General features: G+C 45.0%; 17 protein-coding genes. 6 read left to right on the forward strand and 11 right to left on the reverse strand.

Features of this window, described 5'->3' with window-relative positions; all coding sequences use genetic code 11:
- The first annotated feature begins 141 nt into the window (after positions 1-141).
- The 4 genes from L2096_RS01165 (at position 142) to L2096_RS01180 (ending at position 4,252) form a co-directional block, all read left to right on the forward strand.
- Positions 142-846 (forward strand): CoA transferase subunit A, encoded by a 705-nt coding sequence (locus L2096_RS01165; RefSeq protein WP_088459234.1) that lies wholly within the window; start codon positions 142-144, stop codon positions 844-846.
- Positions 847-848: 2 nt separating this feature from the next.
- Complete coding sequence (locus tag L2096_RS01170; protein WP_119026389.1) at positions 849-1,490, forward strand: 3-oxoacid CoA-transferase subunit B; 642 nt, start codon at positions 849-851, stop codon at positions 1,488-1,490.
- A gap of 118 nt (positions 1,491-1,608) precedes the next feature.
- Positions 1,609-3,018 (forward strand): short-chain fatty acid transporter, encoded by a 1,410-nt coding sequence (locus L2096_RS01175; protein WP_055415232.1) that lies wholly within the window; start codon positions 1,609-1,611, stop codon positions 3,016-3,018.
- Positions 3,019-3,073: 55 nt separating this feature from the next.
- Positions 3,074-4,252, forward strand: a complete 1,179-nt coding sequence (locus tag L2096_RS01180) for a thiolase family protein (RefSeq protein WP_250364727.1) — start codon at positions 3,074-3,076, stop codon at positions 4,250-4,252.
- A 77-nt stretch (positions 4,253-4,329) separates the two neighbouring features.
- On the opposite strand, the gene L2096_RS01185 is transcribed toward L2096_RS01180, so the two are convergent.
- The 10 genes from L2096_RS01185 to glnT form a co-directional block, all read right to left on the reverse strand.
- Positions 4,330-6,066: an acetyl/propionyl/methylcrotonyl-CoA carboxylase subunit alpha gene (locus L2096_RS01185; protein ID WP_250364728.1), complete on the reverse strand. Its 1,737-nt coding sequence runs from the start codon at positions 6,064-6,066 to the stop codon at positions 4,330-4,332.
- Positions 6,067-6,073: 7 nt separating this feature from the next.
- Positions 6,074-7,663 carry a 5-oxoprolinase subunit B/C family protein gene (locus tag L2096_RS01190; RefSeq protein WP_250364729.1) on the reverse strand — a complete coding sequence of 530 codons (1,590 nt, stop codon included), beginning with the start codon at positions 7,661-7,663 and terminating at the stop codon, positions 6,074-6,076.
- A gap of 19 nt (positions 7,664-7,682) precedes the next feature.
- Positions 7,683-8,495 (reverse strand): putative hydro-lyase, encoded by an 813-nt coding sequence (locus tag L2096_RS01195; protein WP_250364730.1) that lies wholly within the window; start codon positions 8,493-8,495, stop codon positions 7,683-7,685.
- On the reverse strand, positions 8,496-9,260 hold the full coding sequence (locus tag L2096_RS01200; RefSeq protein WP_250364731.1) for a LamB/YcsF family protein: 765 nt from the start codon (positions 9,258-9,260) through the stop codon (positions 8,496-8,498).
- A gap of 11 nt (positions 9,261-9,271) precedes the next feature.
- Positions 9,272-10,498 carry an NRAMP family divalent metal transporter gene (locus L2096_RS01205; RefSeq protein WP_004939104.1) on the reverse strand — a complete coding sequence of 409 codons (1,227 nt, stop codon included), beginning with the start codon at positions 10,496-10,498 and terminating at the stop codon, positions 9,272-9,274.
- Positions 10,499-10,877: 379 nt separating this feature from the next.
- Entirely contained in the window at positions 10,878-11,807 is a 930-nt protein-coding gene (locus L2096_RS01210) for a LysR family transcriptional regulator (RefSeq protein ID WP_025094928.1), read from the reverse strand.
- Positions 11,808-11,959: 152 nt separating this feature from the next.
- A complete protein-coding gene (locus L2096_RS01215; RefSeq protein ID WP_004939108.1) occupies positions 11,960-13,294 on the reverse strand; it encodes an FMN-binding glutamate synthase family protein in 1,335 nt (444 codons plus the stop codon).
- A gap of 27 nt (positions 13,295-13,321) precedes the next feature.
- Entirely contained in the window at positions 13,322-14,050 is a 729-nt protein-coding gene (locus L2096_RS01220) for a GltB/FmdC/FwdC-like GXGXG domain-containing protein (protein ID WP_004948533.1), read from the reverse strand.
- A gap of 31 nt (positions 14,051-14,081) precedes the next feature.
- The gene (locus tag L2096_RS01225) at positions 14,082-15,005 is read right to left on the reverse strand and encodes a class II glutamine amidotransferase (RefSeq protein WP_151796286.1); all 924 of its coding nucleotides are present in this window, start codon (positions 15,003-15,005) and stop codon (positions 14,082-14,084) included.
- Positions 15,006-15,052: 47 nt separating this feature from the next.
- Complete coding sequence (gene glnT / locus L2096_RS01230) at positions 15,053-16,444, reverse strand: type III glutamate--ammonia ligase (RefSeq protein WP_004939119.1); 1,392 nt, start codon at positions 16,442-16,444, stop codon at positions 15,053-15,055.
- Positions 16,445-16,736: 292 nt separating this feature from the next.
- Here glnT and L2096_RS01235 point away from each other — a divergent pair, with 292 nt between their 5' ends.
- Positions 16,737-17,333, forward strand: coding sequence for a helix-turn-helix domain-containing protein (locus L2096_RS01235; protein ID WP_004939122.1), 597 nt, complete (start codon positions 16,737-16,739; stop codon positions 17,331-17,333).
- Between the two features lie 98 nt (positions 17,334-17,431).
- On the opposite strand, the gene L2096_RS01240 is transcribed toward L2096_RS01235, so the two are convergent.
- Complete coding sequence (locus L2096_RS01240; protein ID WP_250364732.1) at positions 17,432-18,583, reverse strand: MFS transporter; 1,152 nt, start codon at positions 18,581-18,583, stop codon at positions 17,432-17,434.
- A 98-nt stretch (positions 18,584-18,681) separates the two neighbouring features.
- Here L2096_RS01240 and L2096_RS01245 point away from each other — a divergent pair, with 98 nt between their 5' ends.
- Entirely contained in the window at positions 18,682-19,548 is an 867-nt protein-coding gene (locus L2096_RS01245) for a LysR family transcriptional regulator (protein ID WP_250364733.1), read from the forward strand.
- The last annotated feature ends 159 nt before the right edge of the window (positions 19,549-19,707 follow it).

The following is a 19,707-nucleotide window of genomic DNA, read 5'->3' on the forward strand; positions in this document are numbered from 1 at the left end:
GCGATTGTCGTTATCGTGTTGTCTTTGATTGTTAAATCAGCATCATTAATAAGTTTTCCTCATTAAACCTTTAAAATTTTCAACTTCTTTAAGCAAGTTGCAAATGCTAAAACTAAAAACAAGGGATTATGAGTAAAGACAATGAATAAAGTTTATTCAAGTGCAGCCGATGCACTTCAGGACATCGTCAAAGATCATCAAACCATTGCAGTTGGTGGTTTTGGTTTATGTGGCATACCAGAAGCATTAATTAATGCGCTCAAAGATACGCAAGTGAAGCACCTCACCTGTATTTCCAACAATGCGGGTGTCGACGATTTTGGCTTAGGGTTATTACTGCAAACCCGTCAAATCAAAAAAATGATTTCTTCGTATGTGGGTGAAAATAAAGAGTTCGAACGTCAGTATCTCAATGGTGAACTTGAGGTCGAACTCACCCCTCAAGGCACGCTGGCCGAAAAATTGCGTGCCGGTGGCTCAGGTATTCCTGCATTTTATACCCAAACCGGCGTCGGTACGCTCATTGCAGAAGGTAAAGAGCAACGTGAATTTGACGGCAAAACCTATATTTTAGAGCCATCTCTCACTGCCGATATCGCACTGGTGAAAGCCTACAAGGCCGATAAAGCCGGCAACCTAATCTTTCGTAAAACGGCTCGAAACTTTAATCCCGAATGTGCAATGGCTGGCAAAATCACCGTCGCTGAAGTCGAGGAAATTGTCGAGACCGGTACATTAGATCCAGATGACATTCATTTGGCCGGTATTTTTGTCAATCGCGTGGTGCTCAATGCGACCCCGGAAAAGCGGATTGAACAAAAAACCCTAAAAGCACAGGAAGCATAATCATGGCATGGACCCGCGAGCAAATGGCACAACGTGCCGCAAAAGAGTTACAAGACGGATTTTATGTAAATTTAGGCATTGGTTTGCCCACTTTGGTGGCCAATTATATTCCAGAAGATGTTGAAGTCTGGTTGCAATCGGAAAATGGATTACTCGGTATTGGTGAATTTCCAACAGAAGACAGCGTCGATGCCGATTTAATCAATGCAGGTAAACAAACCGTAACTGCCCGATCCGGCGCAGCGTTTTTTTCGAGCAGTGAATCCTTCGGCATGATTCGAGGTGGTCATGTGAATATCGCTATTCTGGGTGCGATGGAAGTTTCTGAGCAAGGCGATTTAGCCAACTGGATGATTCCCGGCAAAAAAGTCAAAGGTATGGGTGGTGCCATGGATTTGGTGGTCGGTGTACAGCGTGTTGTGGTGCTGATGGAGCACTGCGCAAAAGATGGTTCACCTAAAATTGTGCCAACCTGCAACTTGCCACTCACAGGTCAGCGCGTCGTGCATCGTATTATCACCGATATGGGTGTAATGGATGTAGTCGACGGTGGGATTGAACTGATTGAACTGGCCGACGGCGTTCGCTTCGAGGACATTCAGGCCGCAACAGGTGTAACATTACGCAATACAGCACCCGCTTAAGCGATGTTGCTGATGATAAAAAACCGGTTCCATGACGGAATTTTAAAATAAAAAACCGAATCGGCAGCCCTATGCCGATTCGGTGTATCTATCTAAAACGACAAAATGGATGTTGATTATGGATAAACAACCCGCTTTATTGGAGCGTTTTGCGCTAAAAGTCAGTAACTGGTCTGAAAAATGGTTCCCCGATTCCTACATTTTTGCCTTATTGGGCGTGATTATTGTCTCAGTGGCTGCCATTTTTATTGGTGCACCAGTTAAAGATGTGGCTGGTGCTTTTGGAAACGGTTTTTGGAGCCTGATTCCCTTTACACTGCAAATGACCATGCTGATTATTGTCGGTTATGTGGTGTCGGTGTCGGCACCGGTTAAAAAACTGATTCATAAAATGGCCCGAATTCCACATTCGGGCCGTAGTGCAATTGTGCTGGTCGCGACAGTGAGCTTACTGGTGTCGTTGGTCAACTGGGCGATCAGTACCATTTTGACGGCCTTACTGGTGATTGCACTGGCCAAGCGTAAAGAACTCAATATGGATTATCGCGCTGCTGCGGCGGCTGCAATCATTGGGATGGGCGCCACATGGGCATTGGGAATTAGCTCATCTGCCGCACAGCTTCAAGCCAACAAGGCCAGTCTGCCAGAATCGATTTATAATCTCACCGGCGTTATTCCATTTACCGAAACCATTTTTTTGTGGCAATCTTTAGTCATGACACTGGTACTGGTGATTGTTTCCATCGTGATTGCCTACTGGTCGGCGCCAAAAGGGCAAAACGTCAAAACGATGCAAGATTTCCAGCTTGATTTTGACGAAGATGAACAAGTCGAGGAGAAGTCTAATCGTCCGGGAGACTGGCTCGAAAACTCTCCAATCTTAACCATTTTGGTGGTAGTACTCGGCTTAATCTGGATGGCTCTTGAGTTTTCTAAAAACAATCCGATTATTGCCATTTCCAGCCTGAACACCTACAACTTTATTTTTCTGATGCTCGGCCTTGCTCTGCATCGCACACCACGCAACTTTTTAAATGCCGTGAGTAAAGCTGTACCTGCGGTTTCGGGTGTACTGATTCAATTTCCGCTTTACGGCAGTATTGCCTTTATTATGACTCAAGCAGTGAATGCGCAAGATTTTTCATTGTCGCATTATATTGCCGAGTTTTTTGTCTCGATTGCCTCGCATGACACCTTTGCTGTGGTGATGGGAATCTACTCGGCTATTTTGGGATTTTTTGTACCCTCTGGTGGCGGCAAATGGATCATTGAAGCGCCGTATGTCATGCAGGCTGCGATCGACTTAAAGTACCATTTGGGTTGGTCTGTACAAATCTACAATGCAGCCGAGGCCTTACCAAACTTAATCAATCCATTTTTTATGCTGCCCATGTTGGGAATCTTGAAACTCAAAGCCAAAGACGTGATTGGATTTACCGTGACTCAACTGGTGGTACATTTGCCTTTGGTGATGTTTTTACTTTGGATCTTGGGCAAAACCCTGACCTACAGCCCTCCCGTATTTTAAATTTTCATGATGGGTTTGATGGCGATCTGTCAAACCCCAAAAGAAGGAATTGAACATGTCAAAAGTCATCATTGCAGCAGCCACTCGAACCCCGATGGGAAGTTTTCAAGGCAGTCTCTCCGATTTGCAGGCCCCCGATTTAGGTGCCGTGGTTATTCGACGCGTGGTTGAGCAGACTCAGCTTCCAGTCGATGATATTAATGAAGTAATTATGGGCTGCGTGCTACCTGCCGGCTTAAAACAAGGCCCTGCACGACAGGCGATGCGTAAAGCCGGACTGCCCGATCATGTGGGTGCAACCACCATTAATAAAGTCTGTGGTTCAGGTATGAAAGCTGCAATGTTTGCAGCCGACGCCATTCAAGCCGGCAGTATTTCGATTGCGGTAGTGGGCGGTATGGAATCGATGACCAATGCGCCATATCTGTTGCCTAAAGCGCGTTCGGGTTATCGTATGGGCCATGGTCAGGTACTCGATCATATGTTTTTAGATGGTCTTGAAGATGCCTACACTGGCCGCGCGATGGGTTCTTATGCGCAGGAAATGGCCGATCAGAAAAACTACACCCGTGAAGCCATGGATGCCTTTGCCATTCGGTCTTTAACGCGAGCACAAACAGCCATTGCCGAAGGATATTTTGACGCTGAAATTACGCCTGTGACTGTTCAAACACGTAAAGGTGACATCACCGTTGTACATGATGAAAATCCGGGCAATGCCAAAATTGACAAAATACCAAGCTTAAAACCAGCTTTTACCAAAGATGGAACAGTGACTGCCGCCAATTCTAGTTCAATTAGTGATGGCGCCTCTGCACTGCTGATTGTGTCCGAACAAGAAGCCAAAACGCGTCAGTTGCCTCAATTGGCCGAAATTAAGGGTTACGTCTCGAATTCACAGCGCCCTGAAGAGTTTACGATCGCACCAGTGGGTGCAATTGAAAAGTTACTGAAAAAAGTCGGTTGGTCGGCTGAGGAAGTCGACCTTTGGGAGATCAATGAAGCTTTTGCGATGGTCACCATGGCAGCCATTGATGCCTTTGCGCTTGATCCTGAAAAAGTCAATATTCATGGTGGTGCCTGCGCCTTGGGGCATCCACTTGGATCTTCCGGCTCACGTATTATTGTGACGCTGATTCATACACTCAAACGTCTGAACAAGCGTAAAGGTGTTGCGGCGCTGTGTATTGGTGGCGGAGAAGCCACCGCTATTGCCATTGAACTGATTGACTAAATCTCGATACTCGGGAGCTGCCTATCGCATCTCCCGAGTGTTTAAATAATAACATCGACTATTTAAAAGACAGCGTTTTAAGAAGCCGCGATGATTTCCGCGATCTTTTCATCTGCCTTCAAGGTTTTTCCAGTTTGAGCCAGATGTTGCAGTGTACCAGCTTGATGTGCCATTACTTGAATCTCCATTTTCATGGCTTCCATAATCGCAATCACCTCACCTTTTGCAACCTGCGCACCTTCTGCAACTTTCCATGTAGTAATGACCCCATTAATCGGTGCAATCACATCATTTGGGCTGCTGTTTTGCTCAACTAGACTTTCACGACTCGGTTGAGACTGGGCTGCAAAGCCGCTAAACACACCCACTGGTAAGCCCACGCGGTGTAACTTACCGTCAATTTCCAGCATAAAATGCTGTACACCACTTTGACTGCTCAGCGAACTACGCGGTGCAACATCAAAGTTATGCTGAAAGTCCTGTTCAATCCAGCGCGTATGCACCTGAAAATTTTCAGTGAAATCCGGTTGTGTCAGTACTGCTCGATGAAATGGCAATACCGATGCAACGCCTTCAATTTCAAAAGTCGCAAGTGCTCGTCGGGCGCGCTGCAATGCAATCTCTCGGGTTGGGCCGTATACAATCAGCTTGGCCATCAGCGAGTCGAAATGACTAGACACCAAACTGCCCGAGAGTACACCAGTATCGAGACGCACCCCCAGACCAAAAGGTGCGGTAAATTTTTTGATCCGTCCAAAAGCTGGAATAAAGCCGCGCGCCGGATCTTCAGCATTAATTCGAAACTCGATTGCATGACCTTGAGGTTGTGGTGTCTCTTGAATACTTAAAGGCCGACCCAATGCAATCTGGATTTGTTCACAAACCAGATCGATGCCTGAGGTCATTTCCGTGACCGGATGTTCAACCTGTAAGCGCGTGTTTACTTCCAAGAAAGATAATTTGCCATCTCGACTCAGTAAATATTCGACCGTTCCCGCACCCACATATTGCGCAGCTCGGCAAATATTGGTCGATGAGCTAAGAATTTGTTGATGTATATGTTCATCGATAAACGGTGCAGGTGCCTCCTCCACCAATTTTTGATTGCGTCGCTGTAATGAACAATCACGGGTTCCCACCACCACGACATGACCATGCTGATCGGCGATAATCTGCGCTTCCAGATGACGGGGTTTATCCAGATATTGCTCGACAAAACATTCACCACGACCAAATGCAGTAATGGCTTCACGTACCGCAGACTCATACAACGCTTCAACTTCTTCGAGCTGCCATGCCACTTTCAAACCACGGCCACCGCCACCAAATGCGGCCTTAATGGCCATAGGTAAGCCATAGGTTTGAGCAAATTCAAGTGCCTCTTGGGCATTGTTTAAGGGCTGAGCTGTACCATGAACCAACGGAGCACCCACCGATGCCGCAATTTTTCTGGCTTCGATCTTGTCGCCTAGCTTTTCAATACTTTCTGGCGAAGGCCCAATCCAGATCAGGCCGGCATCTAACACAGCCTGCGCAAATTCGGCACGCTCAGATAAAAAGCCATAGCCGGGATGGATCATGGTGGCTTGCGCATTTTGTGCAATTTCAATCAAACGCGGAATATTCAGGTAAGTCTCTTTGGCGGTAACGCCAGACAATGCCCATGCCTCATCGGCATATTGAACATGCAAACTGTCAATATCATCATCGGCATACACCGCAATAGATGGAATGTTTAAATCTTTACATGCCTGAATGACACGTACTGCAATCTCACCACGGTTGGCAATTAAAATTTTATGTTGTTTGTCCATTATCTATTTACTCGGCGTCCAAATCTAAAACATGTGTAAATTGGCGAAACTGAATGAAAGCACCCGGCGGAATTTGCGCAACTTTATTCAGATCGTGTGTGGCAACAGCCGCCAATACCGGATAACCGCCAGTCAAAGGGTGATCATTCATAAACAAAACGGGCTGACCATTGGGCGGGATTTGTAAAGCACCTGTACAGGTTCCCTCGCTGGGTAGCTCTTGCTGAATCTGTCGCTTTAATCCATGTGGTGCCTTTAAACGCAATCCCACGCGGTTGCTTTCGTGTGTGACCTGCCACTGCTGCTTAAAAAACTGCTGAATACTTTCCGGTTCAAACCAGTCAGTGCGTGGCCCTAAAACCACATCGATTTCGATAACTTCACCGACTTTCGCTAGCTGATCTGGTGCCTGCGCATAAAGTTCAACTGCACTTACAGCAGCGTTACCCACACAGATCAGGTCATGTACCTGTAAAGGAGCTGGCCCTAACTCAGCCAAAGTATCGTAACTTGCGCTTCCTAATACGTGTGCAGTGGCAACGCCACCACGCACGGCAAGATAGTTGCGTATTCCAGCCTGTGGTGGATCGATCTGAAGCATGTCTTCTGGATCAAGTGCCAATGCGGTGTAACCAGAAACACGACTACGCACCGCATTTCGATCAATCACCCAAATATTGCTCTGTGCCCCTGTCACAGCGACAACAGTGGGTGCTAATACTTTGAATTTTACTCCACCGTTGAGCACCTCAAGTGCCGCCACATCTGGGCGATTACCCACAATCTGATTAGCCAAATGATAAGCAGCACGGTCCATGGCGCCTGCCGCGCCTACGCCCATGGCGGCGACGTGCTTGCGGCCTTCGTCTTGAATCAGGGTTTGCAGGCCTGTCTGTAATACCTCTAAAACAGGCAAAAGCTCAGACTGTGCGACATCAGCCGTTTTAAGGTCCACATCATGTATAGCCACACGGGTTGGCCGATGCGTCACATCGATAAACCGGACCTGATCGCCGGGCAGTAATAATGCCGGATGCTCGCGTGTCAGATCCCACATTTTGCAGGTGGTTTGCCCAATGAGTTGCCAACCGCCGGGACTATCTTTGGGATAAATCCCAGAATATTCACCTGCCAGTGCTACCGAACCGGATTGGATTTTTTTACGTGGTGAATCCAGTCGCGGTACGCTACCAAAGGGCTGGTCTGCACGGCTTAAATAACCAAAGCCAGGTGCAAAACCAATAAATGCCACCTGCCACGGCGCTTGAGTATGTCGCTCAATCACCTCTTTGACTGATAAGTTGAGTAGTTCAGCGACATGCGGTAAATCAGGCCCGTCATAGCAAACTTCTATCTCGATATGACGATGATTTGACTGCATATCGGCACTTGGTTTTTGTGCTTTAATCCAATGGATGAGTGCTTTGGCAGTGATTTGAAGCGAATTGAAATACACTAAAATGGTCGCTGCGGCAGGTACCATTTCACGTATATGCGGATGCGCGGCGTCTCGCAAATGTCGATACAACTGCATGGTGTGTTGTAAATCACCCAGTTCGATTAGAAAACTGTCGCTATTTACAGATAGAAATCGCATCTCGAAGTTCTCCTTATCCTTAGCGCATCCATGCCCGATCTGGCACATCGGTGATCAGCATATGTCCTGGCGCGTGACTGATCGCAAACGGAATTTTTGATTGCATGACAGCAGCTTGTGGCGTCACGCCGCATGCCCAAAAGACCGGAATTTCATCGTTTAATATGCGAGGTGCATCGCCAAAATCTGGACAATTCAGATCTGAAATTCCCAAGCTTTCTGGGTGGCCAATATGCACTGGCGCCCCATGAACATTGGGCATTTTTGCAGTAATTTGTACGGCCTGACTCACTTGTGATGCTTTAATTGGACGCATAGAGACGACCAGTCGACCTGAAATTCGTCCTGCGGGAACACATTCAATATCGGTGAGGTACATCGGAACATTTCGTTGGTCTTGAATATGACGGACTTCAATACCAGCCTCCATCAGAGCTGTTTCGAAGGAGAAACTGCATCCAATTAAAAACGTCACCAAGTCATTGTGCTGATTCCAGATGGATGTGGCATCGGTCACTTCATCGGTACATTGACCGTGTTCCCAAATTCGATACCGCGGAAAGTCGGTGCGGATATCATGGCCAGATTCTTGAATGAGTTTGCTTTGAAACTGGCCAGCTTCAATTACATCAAGTACAGGGCAGCTTTGTGGATTGCGTTGGCTATATAGTAAAAAGTCATAAGCCCACGCTTTGGGAACCGAAATCATGTTGACCTGCGTTAGGCCCGCCGCCAAGCCAGCCGTCGGGAGGTCAAAGCCATTACGAATGTCATAGCGTGCTTGCTTTGCAGCATAAAGCGCTTCGCCATGGGCAAATTGTAGCTGATTCATTTAAGTGCCCTCACAAAATGAGCGGATCTCGATACCCTCTTGAATCAAGGCCTCACGTATGGCTGCTGCCATCGCCAATGCACCCTCGGTATCGCCGTGCAGGCAAATACTCTGTGCATCGATTGGTGTAAATTGACCATCAATTGAGACAACACCTCCTTCTTTGAGCATACTCACAACACGTTGTGCCACAAAGTCGGCATCATGCAGCACCGCGCCAGGCAACCGACGCGATACCAATGATCCATCAGCATTGTACGCACGGTCTGCAAAGGCTTCGGCCACCACCTGAAGGCCTTGCTGCTGGGCATATTTAATCAAGCTTGAACCAGCAAGTGCCACCAACGTCAGGTCTGAATCCATCTTTTTGATTGCATCAATTACGGCTCTGGCCTGCTCCAAATCTGTGGCAATGGTGTTGTACAGCGCGCCATGTGGCTTTACATATTTCACTTCGGTGCCTGCCGCTTTGGCTAAACCTTGCAAGGCCGCAATCTGATACATCACATCAGTCATGAGTTCATCGTAAGAAAGTTGCATATTACGGCGCCCGAAACCGACCAGATCTGGATAAGACACATGTGCCCCGACCGTCACCTGTAACTGTGCTGCCTGTTTCAAGGTATTAAAAATACCCAGCGGATCACCGGCATGGAAACCACAGGCAATATTGGCGCTGCTGACAATGGGTAGAATCTGTGCATCATTCCCCATGCTCCAAGATCCGTAGCTTTCACCTAAATCACTATTCAAATCGATATGCATATGGGAATGTCCTATAGAGTTTTGAGGTAATTAAAAATCGTGTTAAACGATACATAACCCATGTACCACGTAAGCAAGCAGGTCAGTACGCCTAAAACGGTCAGCCACATTGGATAGTTGTAGCCGCCGAGCATATCTTTACGGCATGCGGCAACATATACAAAGATAGTCAGACCAATCGGTAGAACCAGACCATTTAAACCGCCGACAAATACCAATAGGCTCGCTGGCGTTGCGCCAATCAAGACATAGAGCAACAATGCAAGCGCAATAAAAATAATGGTACAAAAGTTACGCTGCTTGAGGTCGAGGTCTTTTTTAAATGCTGTAAAGAACGAAACTGAAGTGTAAGCTGCACCAATTGAACTACTGATACCGGCTGCCCAAAAAATAAGGCCAAACAGTTTAAATCCGAATTCACCGGCAGCATATTGAAAGGCTTGAGCAGCTGGGTTGGCATTGTGCGATGCCAAATCAATGGTTGCGCCACTGACCACTACACCTAAAATCGCCAAGAACAGTACATAGCGCATTACGCCAACCACCACAATGCCTTTGGTTGCAGCACGTGAGACTTCTGCAATGTGCTCAGGACCCACGGCACCTTTATCGAGCAATCGATGTGCACCGGCATAGCAGATGTAGCCCCCGACTGTTCCGCCTACAATGGTAGTAATACTGGCAAAGTCGACATGGCTTGGCAAAATCGTTTGATGAAATGCATCGGCCATTGGTGGTGCCACAATAAAAGCCACCACGACAATAATCGCGATTTTTAAAATACCCAGAATGATCATGCTCTTATCGACCACCAAACTGGCTTTGCGCGATGCAAAAATCATAATTGCCATAGCACCACTAATGACACCGCCCCATTTGGTATCGAGTCCAAACAAGGCATTTAATCCGAGCGCCGCCCCGGCAATATTACCAATATTGAAAAAGAATCCTCCAAAAATAACCAGCACTGCAAGTACATAGCCACTTCCGGGCAACGCAATATTGGCAATGTCTGGAGCACGCTTTTGTGTTAGTGTGACCACGCGCCAGATATTTTGCTGTACCACATAATCAATAATAATCGAGAGTAAAATACCAAACCCGAATGCAGCGCCCATTTTGACGGTAAATGTTGCAGTTTGGGTAAGAAAACCCGGCCCCATGGCTGACGTTGCCATTAAGAAAATCGAGGCAACAATCGCCCACTGCCGTTCACTAAAAAATGTCTTTTTGTCCATAAAATTTATTCGCTCTTTGCTTAGCCTGAGGAGGAATCATGTTGCCCTGAGCAAGAAACAGATTTTAGTTTCTTCACTAATATTGGCGCTTATTTACTTAAACACAGCAGACAGGATTGGAACAATATTTACACAACACGAAAGATAAAAAATAACTTATTAATTTATATAGTTTTTTTGATTTAAAAATAATTAATAATCTTTGCTTATCGATATCGATTAGCTATGGTTATATCTAAAAAATTAAATATTAAAAATCAGTACTTTAATGGTGCATACTGCACTTGTATGACGCACTTTTTTGCGCTGATCTGGACACGTCCAAATGAGTTCATTTAAGAACTTATCTTAATCAAATGCAGAGCGGTTGAACGTGTATTTAACGATAATCATCGCCATCAAACTGGTTATTGAGCTTACGCAGTGAGTGCTGTGCAATCTGCTGCGCAATTTTCGACAAACTTTGTTTGACCAGATCATCTTTACCCGCAATATACACACACGAAAAACGAAATGGCTTTAATACCAACTCAGAGGGCAAAATCTGTAACCGTTTTTCACGTAGTTCGTGAATCACCGATAAATGTGGAATAATCCCAATTCCCATACCTTCTTCGGTCATTTTAATTAAAGTGGCTAAGGAGTAACTGGTAATGGTTTTAGGTTCTTTTAAGCCGTGCTGCATCAGCTGATTTTTTAAATCCATATAGGGATAGGTCATTTTGGGATAAGTCAAAATGGTGCTATTGGACACATCCTTGAGAGTAAGCTGACGCTCTAAAAAGCGTTTGTGGAAACGTGGTGCAATTAAAAAACTGTGTTGAAACTGACATAGTGGTATTTCTACACAATCAAAATTACAGCTTGATTCAAGTAAAAACGCCATATCCAGTTCGCCCGCTTCAACCGCTTGTTTGAGCATGGGAGTAATATTAATCACAATATCGAAAGTTACAGCAGGATACTCTTGTTGCACTTGCTCGATAAAATCGACCAGCCAAGTGTGTACAATCGTTTCTGCAACCCCCAAGCGAATGGTGGCCTGAAGTGCCGTTTTTTCAGACAATGCTTTGAGTAACTCATGATTGAGTTGTATATATTTTTCTGCGTAGGCGTAAACGATTTGGCCTTTTTCGGTCAATTGCAAGCTGCGTGATGTCCGCTCTAAAAGCTTGACTCCAAGTTCTTGCTCAAAGGTATTTAAACGCTGAGACACCGCAGGTTGTGTGGTATTAAGTTTAACTGCGGCTTTATTAAAACTATTTAAACGGGCCACCCAATAAAAATTTTCAATACTTTTAAAGTTCATTAGCTAAACCCGTACACCACGATGTGACTTAAGGATTAGCATCATATCTGAATTATCCTGTTCTTTTCTATTTTTAAATGAATTAACACCCAACGCATAAAGCACCCCTTTCTAGGTGCTTTATGCTCAAATAACGCTCACAAGGTCGATACTTAATATTGGAGTTGCCCCGGTACCCAGTTGGTTCCAGCCAATGGCACACGTGCCATGGCAGCGGCTTCTACTGTTAGGGCAACCAGATCTTCTGGATCGAGGTTATGTAGATGTGATTTACCACAAGCACGCGCCATGGTTTGAGCTTCTAAAACCAATACGCGCAAATAGTTGGCTAAATGTCGACCACCCTCAATTGGATCTAGACGATTGGCAAGTTCTGGATCTTGGGTGGTAATTCCGGCAGGGTCACGGCCATTTTGCCAATCGTCATAATAGCCTGATGCCGAACCAATTTTTTTCAGTTCATCATCAAGGCGTGGATGGTTATCCCCCAAAGCAATCAAGGCAGCAGTACCAATTGCGACTGCATCGGCACCGAGTGCCATCGCTTTTGCCACATCTGCACCAGTGCGGATACCGCCAGAGACAATCAGTTGTACTTTACGGTGCATGCCCATTTCCTGTAGAGCCTGAATCGCTTGGGGAATGGCAGATAAAATCGGAATTCCCACATGCTCAATAAACACTTCTTGAGTCGCGGCTGTTCCGCCTTGCATGCCATCGAGTACAATCACATCTGCTCCTGCCTTAACTGCAAGCTTGACATCATAATAAGGACGACTTGCTCCAATTTTGACATAAATCGGTTTTTCCCAGTCTGTGATCTCGCGGATTTCGGCAATTTTGATGGCCAAATCATCTGGCCCAGTCCAGTCTGGATGTCGGCAGGCGCTTCGTTGATCGACGCCAACAGGCAAAGTGCGCATTCCCGCCACACGCTCTGTCACTTTCATTCCGAGCAGCATACCGCCCCCCCCAGGTTTGGCTCCTTGCCCCAAGACAATCTCAATGGCATCGGCTTTACGTAAATCGTCTGGGTTCATACCATAGCGCGATGGCAAGTATTGATATACTAGCGTTTCGGAATGCCCACGCTCTTCGGGGGTCATCCCGCCATCACCTGTGGTAGTAGACGTACCGACCATACTCGCGCCACGACCTAAAGATTCCTTGGCATTGGCAGATAACGCACCGAAGCTCATTCCTGCAATGGTCACAGGAATTTTCAGATGAATCGGTTTTTTGGCAAAACGTGTGCCTAAAACCACATCGGTACCACATTTTTCTCGATACCCTTCTAGCGGATAACGAGACATACTCGCACCCAGCAATAATAAATCATCAAAATGTGGCAGATGACGTTTGGTACCACCACCGCGAATATCATAGATTCCGGTCGCGGCAGCACGTTGAATTTCCTGAATGGTCAAACGATCAAACGTAGCCGATTCACGTAGTACTGGTTCAAATTGAGTAGCTGATTGTGTCATGGTTATTTCTCCGATCTACGTTTGATCTTAGTAAGCAGATGCATTGTCTACTTTGAAGTTATAAAGTTGGCGGGCTGAGCCATAGCGTTTAAACGAGGTTGGGGATTCGTTAAAACCAGCTTTGGCCAGCAGCTCCGCCAATTCGGCAAGATGTTCAGCACGCATTTCTTTTTCAATGCAGTCTGAACCTAAAGATTTTACGGCTCCTTTCACATAAATACGGGTTTCATAAAGAGAATCGCCCAGTGCATCACCTGCATCACCACAGACGACCAAACGGCCCGCTTGCCCCATAAAACAGCTCATATGACCGATATTGCCTCCCACGACAATATCTACACCTTTCATAGAAATACCACAGCGTGCGCCTGCATCCCCTTCAATCACCAGCAATCCTCCATGTGCAGTTGCACCCGCAGCCTGAGAGGCATTGCCCTTGATACGCACAGAGCCGGACATCATGTTTTCTGCAACGCCTACCCCAACGTTACCATTTACGACAATATCCGCTTCCTGATTCATGCCTGCACAGTAATATCCTGCATGACCATCGATGGTGACCGAAATCGGAGCTTTAATCCCCACCGCTATATTATGTATACCCGCAGGGTTCTTAACCGTCCAATGTGCAATTTCATTGACCAGATCCTTGCTATGCAATGCCTGATTGAGATCGCGTACGCTATCTAGATTTAAATCGTAAGTATCTTTTAAAAGTGTTTGCTCAATTTTGTCTGCCAATACTGTGCTGTTCATATTGCTGCTCCTGATTTTTTAACCGTTTAACTTATGCCGCTGCGTTCGTTTTGGCTGACGAACGCTCCCATACATACAAGGTGGCTGGTTCGGGTTCCCACACTTTGGCTTGATCGATATTGGGTAAAGAAGCCAATGCCTGATACTCAGAGGCCATCGCAACGTAATCTTCGGTTTCGGCCAGTACAGCAGGTTTGCATGCAATCGGATCGCGAATAACAGCAAAGCCATCACGGGTTCCAATCGCAAAGGTAAAGAAACCATCCAGATCATCGAGTGCGTGATTCAACGCCTGCTCCAGATTATCGCCCTGCTGTAAACGCCAAGTGAGATACCCTGCTGCAACTTCGGTATCGTTATCTGTTTCAAAGCTAATACCTTCACGCTTTAACTCTTGACGTAAACGTGCATGATTCGATAACGAGCCGTTGTGAACCAGACATAAATCGGCACCTGTTGAAAATGGATGACTTCCCTCCATGGTTACGGCACTTTCAGTGGCCATACGGGTATGTCCGATAATGTGGCTACCTTTCATGTTGGCAAGGCCAAAGCGTTCAGAAATTTCGACAGGTAAGCCCATGCCTTTTAAAATTTCGATACTTTGTCCAACACTCATGATTTTTAGTTCAGGGGCAATTTCATCGATTGCTGCACGCACTATTTCTTCATCTGCTTCAACTTTTACGACGGCAGCAGTTGCATTTTGAAACCAGTCAAAACCTGTAGATAATTTTGCTTGAAGCTTTTGTGCAAATGCCTGCCAGTTAAACGTTTCATCTGTGGTTTGCAAGGTTAATTTGACCCAGCCGTCTTGAACCTCATCACCATAAATCGCAAAGCCTGCGCTATCGGGACCACGACCGGTCATGGCTTGCAGCATTGGCTCAAACAATTTGCCAAGTTGGGATTCAAGCGCAGGATTTTTAAGATATAAACCAACGATTCCACACATAGGATGTCTCCAAAATTTAATTTTTAATCTGTTTGTTGTTTAAGGCTTTAGAAAAACTCTGTATAGCGCTGAATTTCCCAGTCGGACACATGGCGGCAGTATTCCACCCACTCCATGCTTTTTTGTTCGATAAATTCGTTCACAATTTCAGATCCCATTTTCTGTGCAAACAGTGGATCTGCTTTGAGTGCATCAATGGCTTCTTTAAGCGACTGCGGTAAGGTTTGAATGCCACGTGCTGCAATTTCTTCAAGCCCAAGGCTATATAGGTTTTCATTACAGGCCGGTGGTGGCATCAGTTCGCGTTCGATTCCGTCAAGTCCTGCTGCAATAATGGCAGCCGACACCAGATAAGGATTACAGCCTGCATCGGGCAAGCGCAGCTCAATACGACCATACGGAATACGCACCATGGCTGAGCGGTTGTTGCCGCCATATGCAATAAAGGCTGGTGCCCATGTCGCGCCAGAGAGTGAACGACCCACCACGAGGCGTTTATAAGAATTTACCGTTGGTGCGCAAAAAGCACAGAGTGCCGGACCATGTTCAAGCAGACCTGCAATAAAGTGGTAGGCCATTTTCGATAGACCCATTCCACTTGGATCACTGGCATCATGAAAAAGATTGCTATTTTTTTCACTGCCGATCGACAAATGAAAATGCATGCCGTTGCCTGCACGCTTCGGGTCAGGTTTTGGCATAAATGAACAAATCATGCCTAAATCGTTGGCAATTTCACCCGCAGCCATACGGAAAAAGGTAAACATATCTGCCGACTTCATGGCATCTGCATAGGTATAGTTGATTTCAAACTGACCGTTGGCATCTTCATGATCGATCTGATAAATATCAAAACCCACAGGAATGAGAGCTTCAGTTAATCGTTCTAAAAATTCGCGTGAACGAGACAAGCCTTTATAGTCATAACAAGGTTTATCCAGATTATCGGAGTCGTCTACCATTTTGAGTTTGCCGTCTTCGCCACGACGAAACAGGCTAAATTCCGGCTCAAGCCCAGTGTTTAATGTCCAGCCTTGAGCTTTTAGACGCTCGACTTGCTGGCGCAGTACATAACGTGAATCATATGGATGCGGCTTTCCATTCACATACCCTTCACAGACCACCCGTCCGTAACCCGGTTGCCAAGGGACTGGAGTTAAAGTAGATAAATCGCCTTTCACCATAAAGTCAGGACCATGGGGTTGCATTCCCATACCAGAAATAGCAAAACCTGCAAATCCGACACCGTCTTTCTCAATTGCTTTTAAGCCCGAAATCGGGACCGACTTGGTTTTGGCAGCACCATGAATATCAACAAATTGCGCCAAAACATATTTTAAATGATGCTGATCAATGACCTTTTGTACTTCTGGACGGTACATCGGTTGACTGGTCAATTCATAGTGATCAAACATCTCCTTCACGGCTTGCTGCAACATAATTGACATACTCCTAATATGGCAAAACTGTATTTGGCTCAAAAAATGCACGTTCGTTTCTTAAATTGTTTAGCTTTCAATACAAGAAACTTTGTTTCCTATAAAGAAAGCAAATCCCTTGCCAACTTTTAAAAATTTCTTTTGTTTTTGTAATAAACGATCATATACGCTATATATTCCCAATAAGAATATATATTTCACCACAAGATTTTTTAAATGTATTACATCTACTTTTTGTTTTGAGTAAAATTCTCAGTTCATTGTCATCAAAATAGTGCAGAGTTGAACCATAATGAGACACACCAAAAACAGCGTGAAGCTGGAACAATATATTGGTATTCAAATTAAACGACATCGTCAGGAACAAGGCCTCAAACTCTCAGAAGTAGCTCAGATTGCAGGGATTAGTCAGGGCATGCTCAGTAAGATTGAAAATGCACAAGTGTCTACGAGCTTGGAAACCTTAAGCCGCCTGTGCGAAGTACTCGGAATTCCAATGTCGACTTTATTTAGTCAATACGATCAGCAAGAAAGTCATGCCATGCTGGTTAAATCTGGAGATGGTATGGAGGTGGTACGCCGCGGCACTGAAAAAGGCCATACTTATCGTTTATTAACGCATTCTAGAGGCCCAAGAAAGAACTTTGAGGCGTATCTGGTGAGTATGGATGATGCCAGTGAAGAATTCCCGACCTTCGCTCATCCAGGCACAGAAATGCTGTATCTAGTCGAGGGAGAGCTGATTTATCGACATGGACAAGAAGTTTTTCACATGCAACCAGGAGATTGTCTGACTTTGGAAGGTGAAATTCCTCATGGACCAGAAAAACTAGTGCAGGTGCCTATTCGTCTCTTGTCTGTAATGAATTATGGAAGCAGCGAAGAGTAATTGCTCTTCATGACTTGAAGCAATCGTATCTTCTATTTCTTCACCACTTTTCTTGTACTTAGATGACACTGGAAATAGAGATACGATCCAATCTTTAATTAATGCGTTCGGTTAAATTTTTGCAGAAGATAAAGACTAAAAATTAGAAAGATTGTAATGATTTCAAATGCTCGATTAAGCGTGACATATTGCAGCATGAAGCTCCCGATTAGCGCTCCCAAGCCAATACTGGCATTAAAAACTGCAACATAGATTGCCGAGGCTGCACTTGCCAAATCATCTGCCTGCTTCAAAACCCAAGTTTGTAACCCTACAAATATGCTTGCAATTGAAACGCCCCACAACGCCAAAAATACGATCGCGATGCTCAAAGTAACTTGATACCCCAAATATCCAAAAGCAAACACACTTCCCGAAATGAATACTAAACTGATCAAGATGATTGTGTGTAAATGTCGATCTATCAACTTTCCAGCAAGGATATTGCCTATTAAACCAGCCAAACCAAAAACAAGAAGAAGTAATGTGATCTGACCCGATTCAAGCTGTGCGATTTGGCTCAGAAACGGTTCAATAAATGTAAATGCAGCAAAATGTGACGAAATGATCAGTGCTGTAAGAATAAATAAACGATTTAAAGTCGAATGCTGAAGCACTTTTTTAAAAAAGCCAGACGCTAAAGGGGCTTGATCTGGAATTTTGGGCACAAAGAGCAGAATTAAAATACAAACAATGAAAGATAAAAGACCCAGAAATTCAAACGCCAGCCGCCAGCTACTCAGTTGAGTCAGATAACTCGCCAGAGGTACACCCAAAATACTCGCAACTGAAACACCTGAAAAAATAATTGATGTAGCCAAACCCAATTTATGTTTCGGAACCAGACTGTAAGCGACAGCTCCAATCAAGGCCCAAAAGCTACCGTGCGCAATTGCACCGATAATACGCGCAGAAAGAATCATATTAAATGATGAACTATAGGCCACGATGATATTGGAAATTGCCAAAATCAGCAGCATGATCATTAAGACCATTTTTCGTGGAAACCGAATGAGCAAAACGATCGAGCATAACGCCGAGATAGCAGCCACCCAACCATAGCCTGTCACAATCAGTCCAGTTATGGCTTCGCTTTGATTCAGGTCATGTGACAAGGCGGAAAGTAAACCTATCGGCGCTAATTCGGTTGTGACAATGGCAAAGCTACTCAAGCTTAAAACAATCAAAGCTATCCATAATTTTAAAGACATTTATATATCCTCAGCATGTGAAAGCCGAAGTATCTGTTTCCATGATTGAAATTTATATAGATAATAATTGAAACTAGTTTTTCATTTTTGGAAAATATATGCATTGGGATGATGTGAAAGTTTTTCTTGCAGTTGCCCGAACAGGCACACTCACCACCGCTGCCGAAAAATTAAATTTGGGTATTGCCACCGTATCGAGGCGTTTGGAGCGCCTAGAGCAAGATATGGCCATGACGCTGTTTACGCGACATCAAACAGGTTATCAACTTACACTCGAAGGTGAAGCCTTACTTGGTAATGCAGAAGCATTCGAAAATGCAGCCCTCAGCCTGACAGAAAGTGGACAAAATTATGCACAAGCACAGGGACTGGTTTGTTTAGCTGTTTCAGAAAATCTGGCCAATGGTTTGGTAATCCCTTCCTTACAGTCTCTTTTTTCTCGCCATCCCGAGTTACGTATTGAAATTAATAGTGGTGTGCAACTCACTAACTTGCATCGTCGAGATGCCGATTTAGCCATCAGAACGATTCAACCTGACGCTGGTAATCTCACCATCAAACGCTTGGGAACACTTCGTTTTGGACTCTATGCTGCTACATCTTACATGAAGTTTATTCAAGACAATGATCTTCAACCTGATCAATATCACTATGTAGGCTGGGCCGATACCCATCAACATTTGTCACTTGCGCACTGGATGAAAGACTTTATACGAAATCAAAACTTTAAGATTGAAACCAATAGTCTTTCCACACAAATTGATGCTGTGAAATCTGGCTTAGGCATTGGTTTGTTGCCAGACTTTATTGCGAATCAATCAGGACTTGTTCAAATCAATGAAAATACTCGAGTTGAACAACCCATCTGGTTAGTGGTGCATAGTAATTTGATTACGGCCAAAAGAATCAGAACTGTAATGGATCATCTGATCCAACTTTTTACAGAGCATCCTTCATTTCAGTAGTCAATCAAAACCCTTATTGCATTTACTAACGAAGATTTAGGCAACTTGATTAGGCCTGACATTGAGAAAATTAAGTGCAAAAAACCATCGTGGTATAAGAATTGCTTTAACAAAATGAAATTAATATTCCTTTTAGGAATAAAAAGTTTTTTTATTTTC

Origin of the sequence: Acinetobacter sp. ACZLY 512, from assembly GCF_023614015.1 — a bacterium.
GTDB classification, from domain to species: domain Bacteria; phylum Pseudomonadota; class Gammaproteobacteria; order Pseudomonadales; family Moraxellaceae; genus Acinetobacter; species Acinetobacter soli.

Excerpts from the sequence above, each read along its gene's own strand:
- L2096_RS01225 (WP_151796286.1), bottom strand. The coding sequence starts at position 15,005 with ATGTGTGGAATCGTTGGTTTATATCTTAAAAATCCTGCGCTTGAATCC.
- glnT (WP_004939119.1), bottom strand. The coding sequence starts at position 16,444 with ATGTTGCAGCAAGCCGTGAAGGAGATGTTTGATCACTATGAATTGACC.
- L2096_RS01195 (WP_250364730.1), bottom strand. The coding sequence starts at position 8,495 with ATGAATCAGCTACAATTTGCCCATGGCGAAGCGCTTTATGCTGCAAAG.
- L2096_RS01215 (WP_004939108.1), bottom strand. The coding sequence starts at position 13,294 with ATGACACAATCAGCTACTCAATTTGAACCAGTACTACGTGAATCGGCT.
- L2096_RS01245 (WP_250364733.1), top strand. The coding sequence starts at position 18,682 with ATGCATTGGGATGATGTGAAAGTTTTTCTTGCAGTTGCCCGAACAGGC.
- L2096_RS01235 (WP_004939122.1), top strand. The coding sequence starts at position 16,737 with ATGAGACACACCAAAAACAGCGTGAAGCTGGAACAATATATTGGTATT.
- L2096_RS01185 (WP_250364728.1), bottom strand. The coding sequence starts at position 6,066 with ATGGACAAACAACATAAAATTTTAATTGCCAACCGTGGTGAGATTGCA.
- L2096_RS01190 (WP_250364729.1), bottom strand. The coding sequence starts at position 7,663 with ATGCGATTTCTATCTGTAAATAGCGACAGTTTTCTAATCGAACTGGGT.
- L2096_RS01210 (WP_025094928.1), bottom strand. The coding sequence starts at position 11,807 with ATGAACTTTAAAAGTATTGAAAATTTTTATTGGGTGGCCCGTTTAAAT.
- L2096_RS01170 (WP_119026389.1), top strand. The coding sequence starts at position 849 with ATGGCATGGACCCGCGAGCAAATGGCACAACGTGCCGCAAAAGAGTTA.
- L2096_RS01180 (WP_250364727.1), top strand. The coding sequence starts at position 3,074 with ATGTCAAAAGTCATCATTGCAGCAGCCACTCGAACCCCGATGGGAAGT.
- L2096_RS01165 (WP_088459234.1), top strand. The coding sequence starts at position 142 with ATGAATAAAGTTTATTCAAGTGCAGCCGATGCACTTCAGGACATCGTC.
- L2096_RS01240 (WP_250364732.1), bottom strand. The coding sequence starts at position 18,583 with ATGTCTTTAAAATTATGGATAGCTTTGATTGTTTTAAGCTTGAGTAGC.
- L2096_RS01220 (WP_004948533.1), bottom strand. The coding sequence starts at position 14,050 with ATGAACAGCACAGTATTGGCAGACAAAATTGAGCAAACACTTTTAAAA.
- L2096_RS01200 (WP_250364731.1), bottom strand. The coding sequence starts at position 9,260 with ATGCATATCGATTTGAATAGTGATTTAGGTGAAAGCTACGGATCTTGG.
- L2096_RS01205 (WP_004939104.1), bottom strand. The coding sequence starts at position 10,498 with ATGGACAAAAAGACATTTTTTAGTGAACGGCAGTGGGCGATTGTTGCC.
- L2096_RS01175 (WP_055415232.1), top strand. The coding sequence starts at position 1,609 with ATGGATAAACAACCCGCTTTATTGGAGCGTTTTGCGCTAAAAGTCAGT.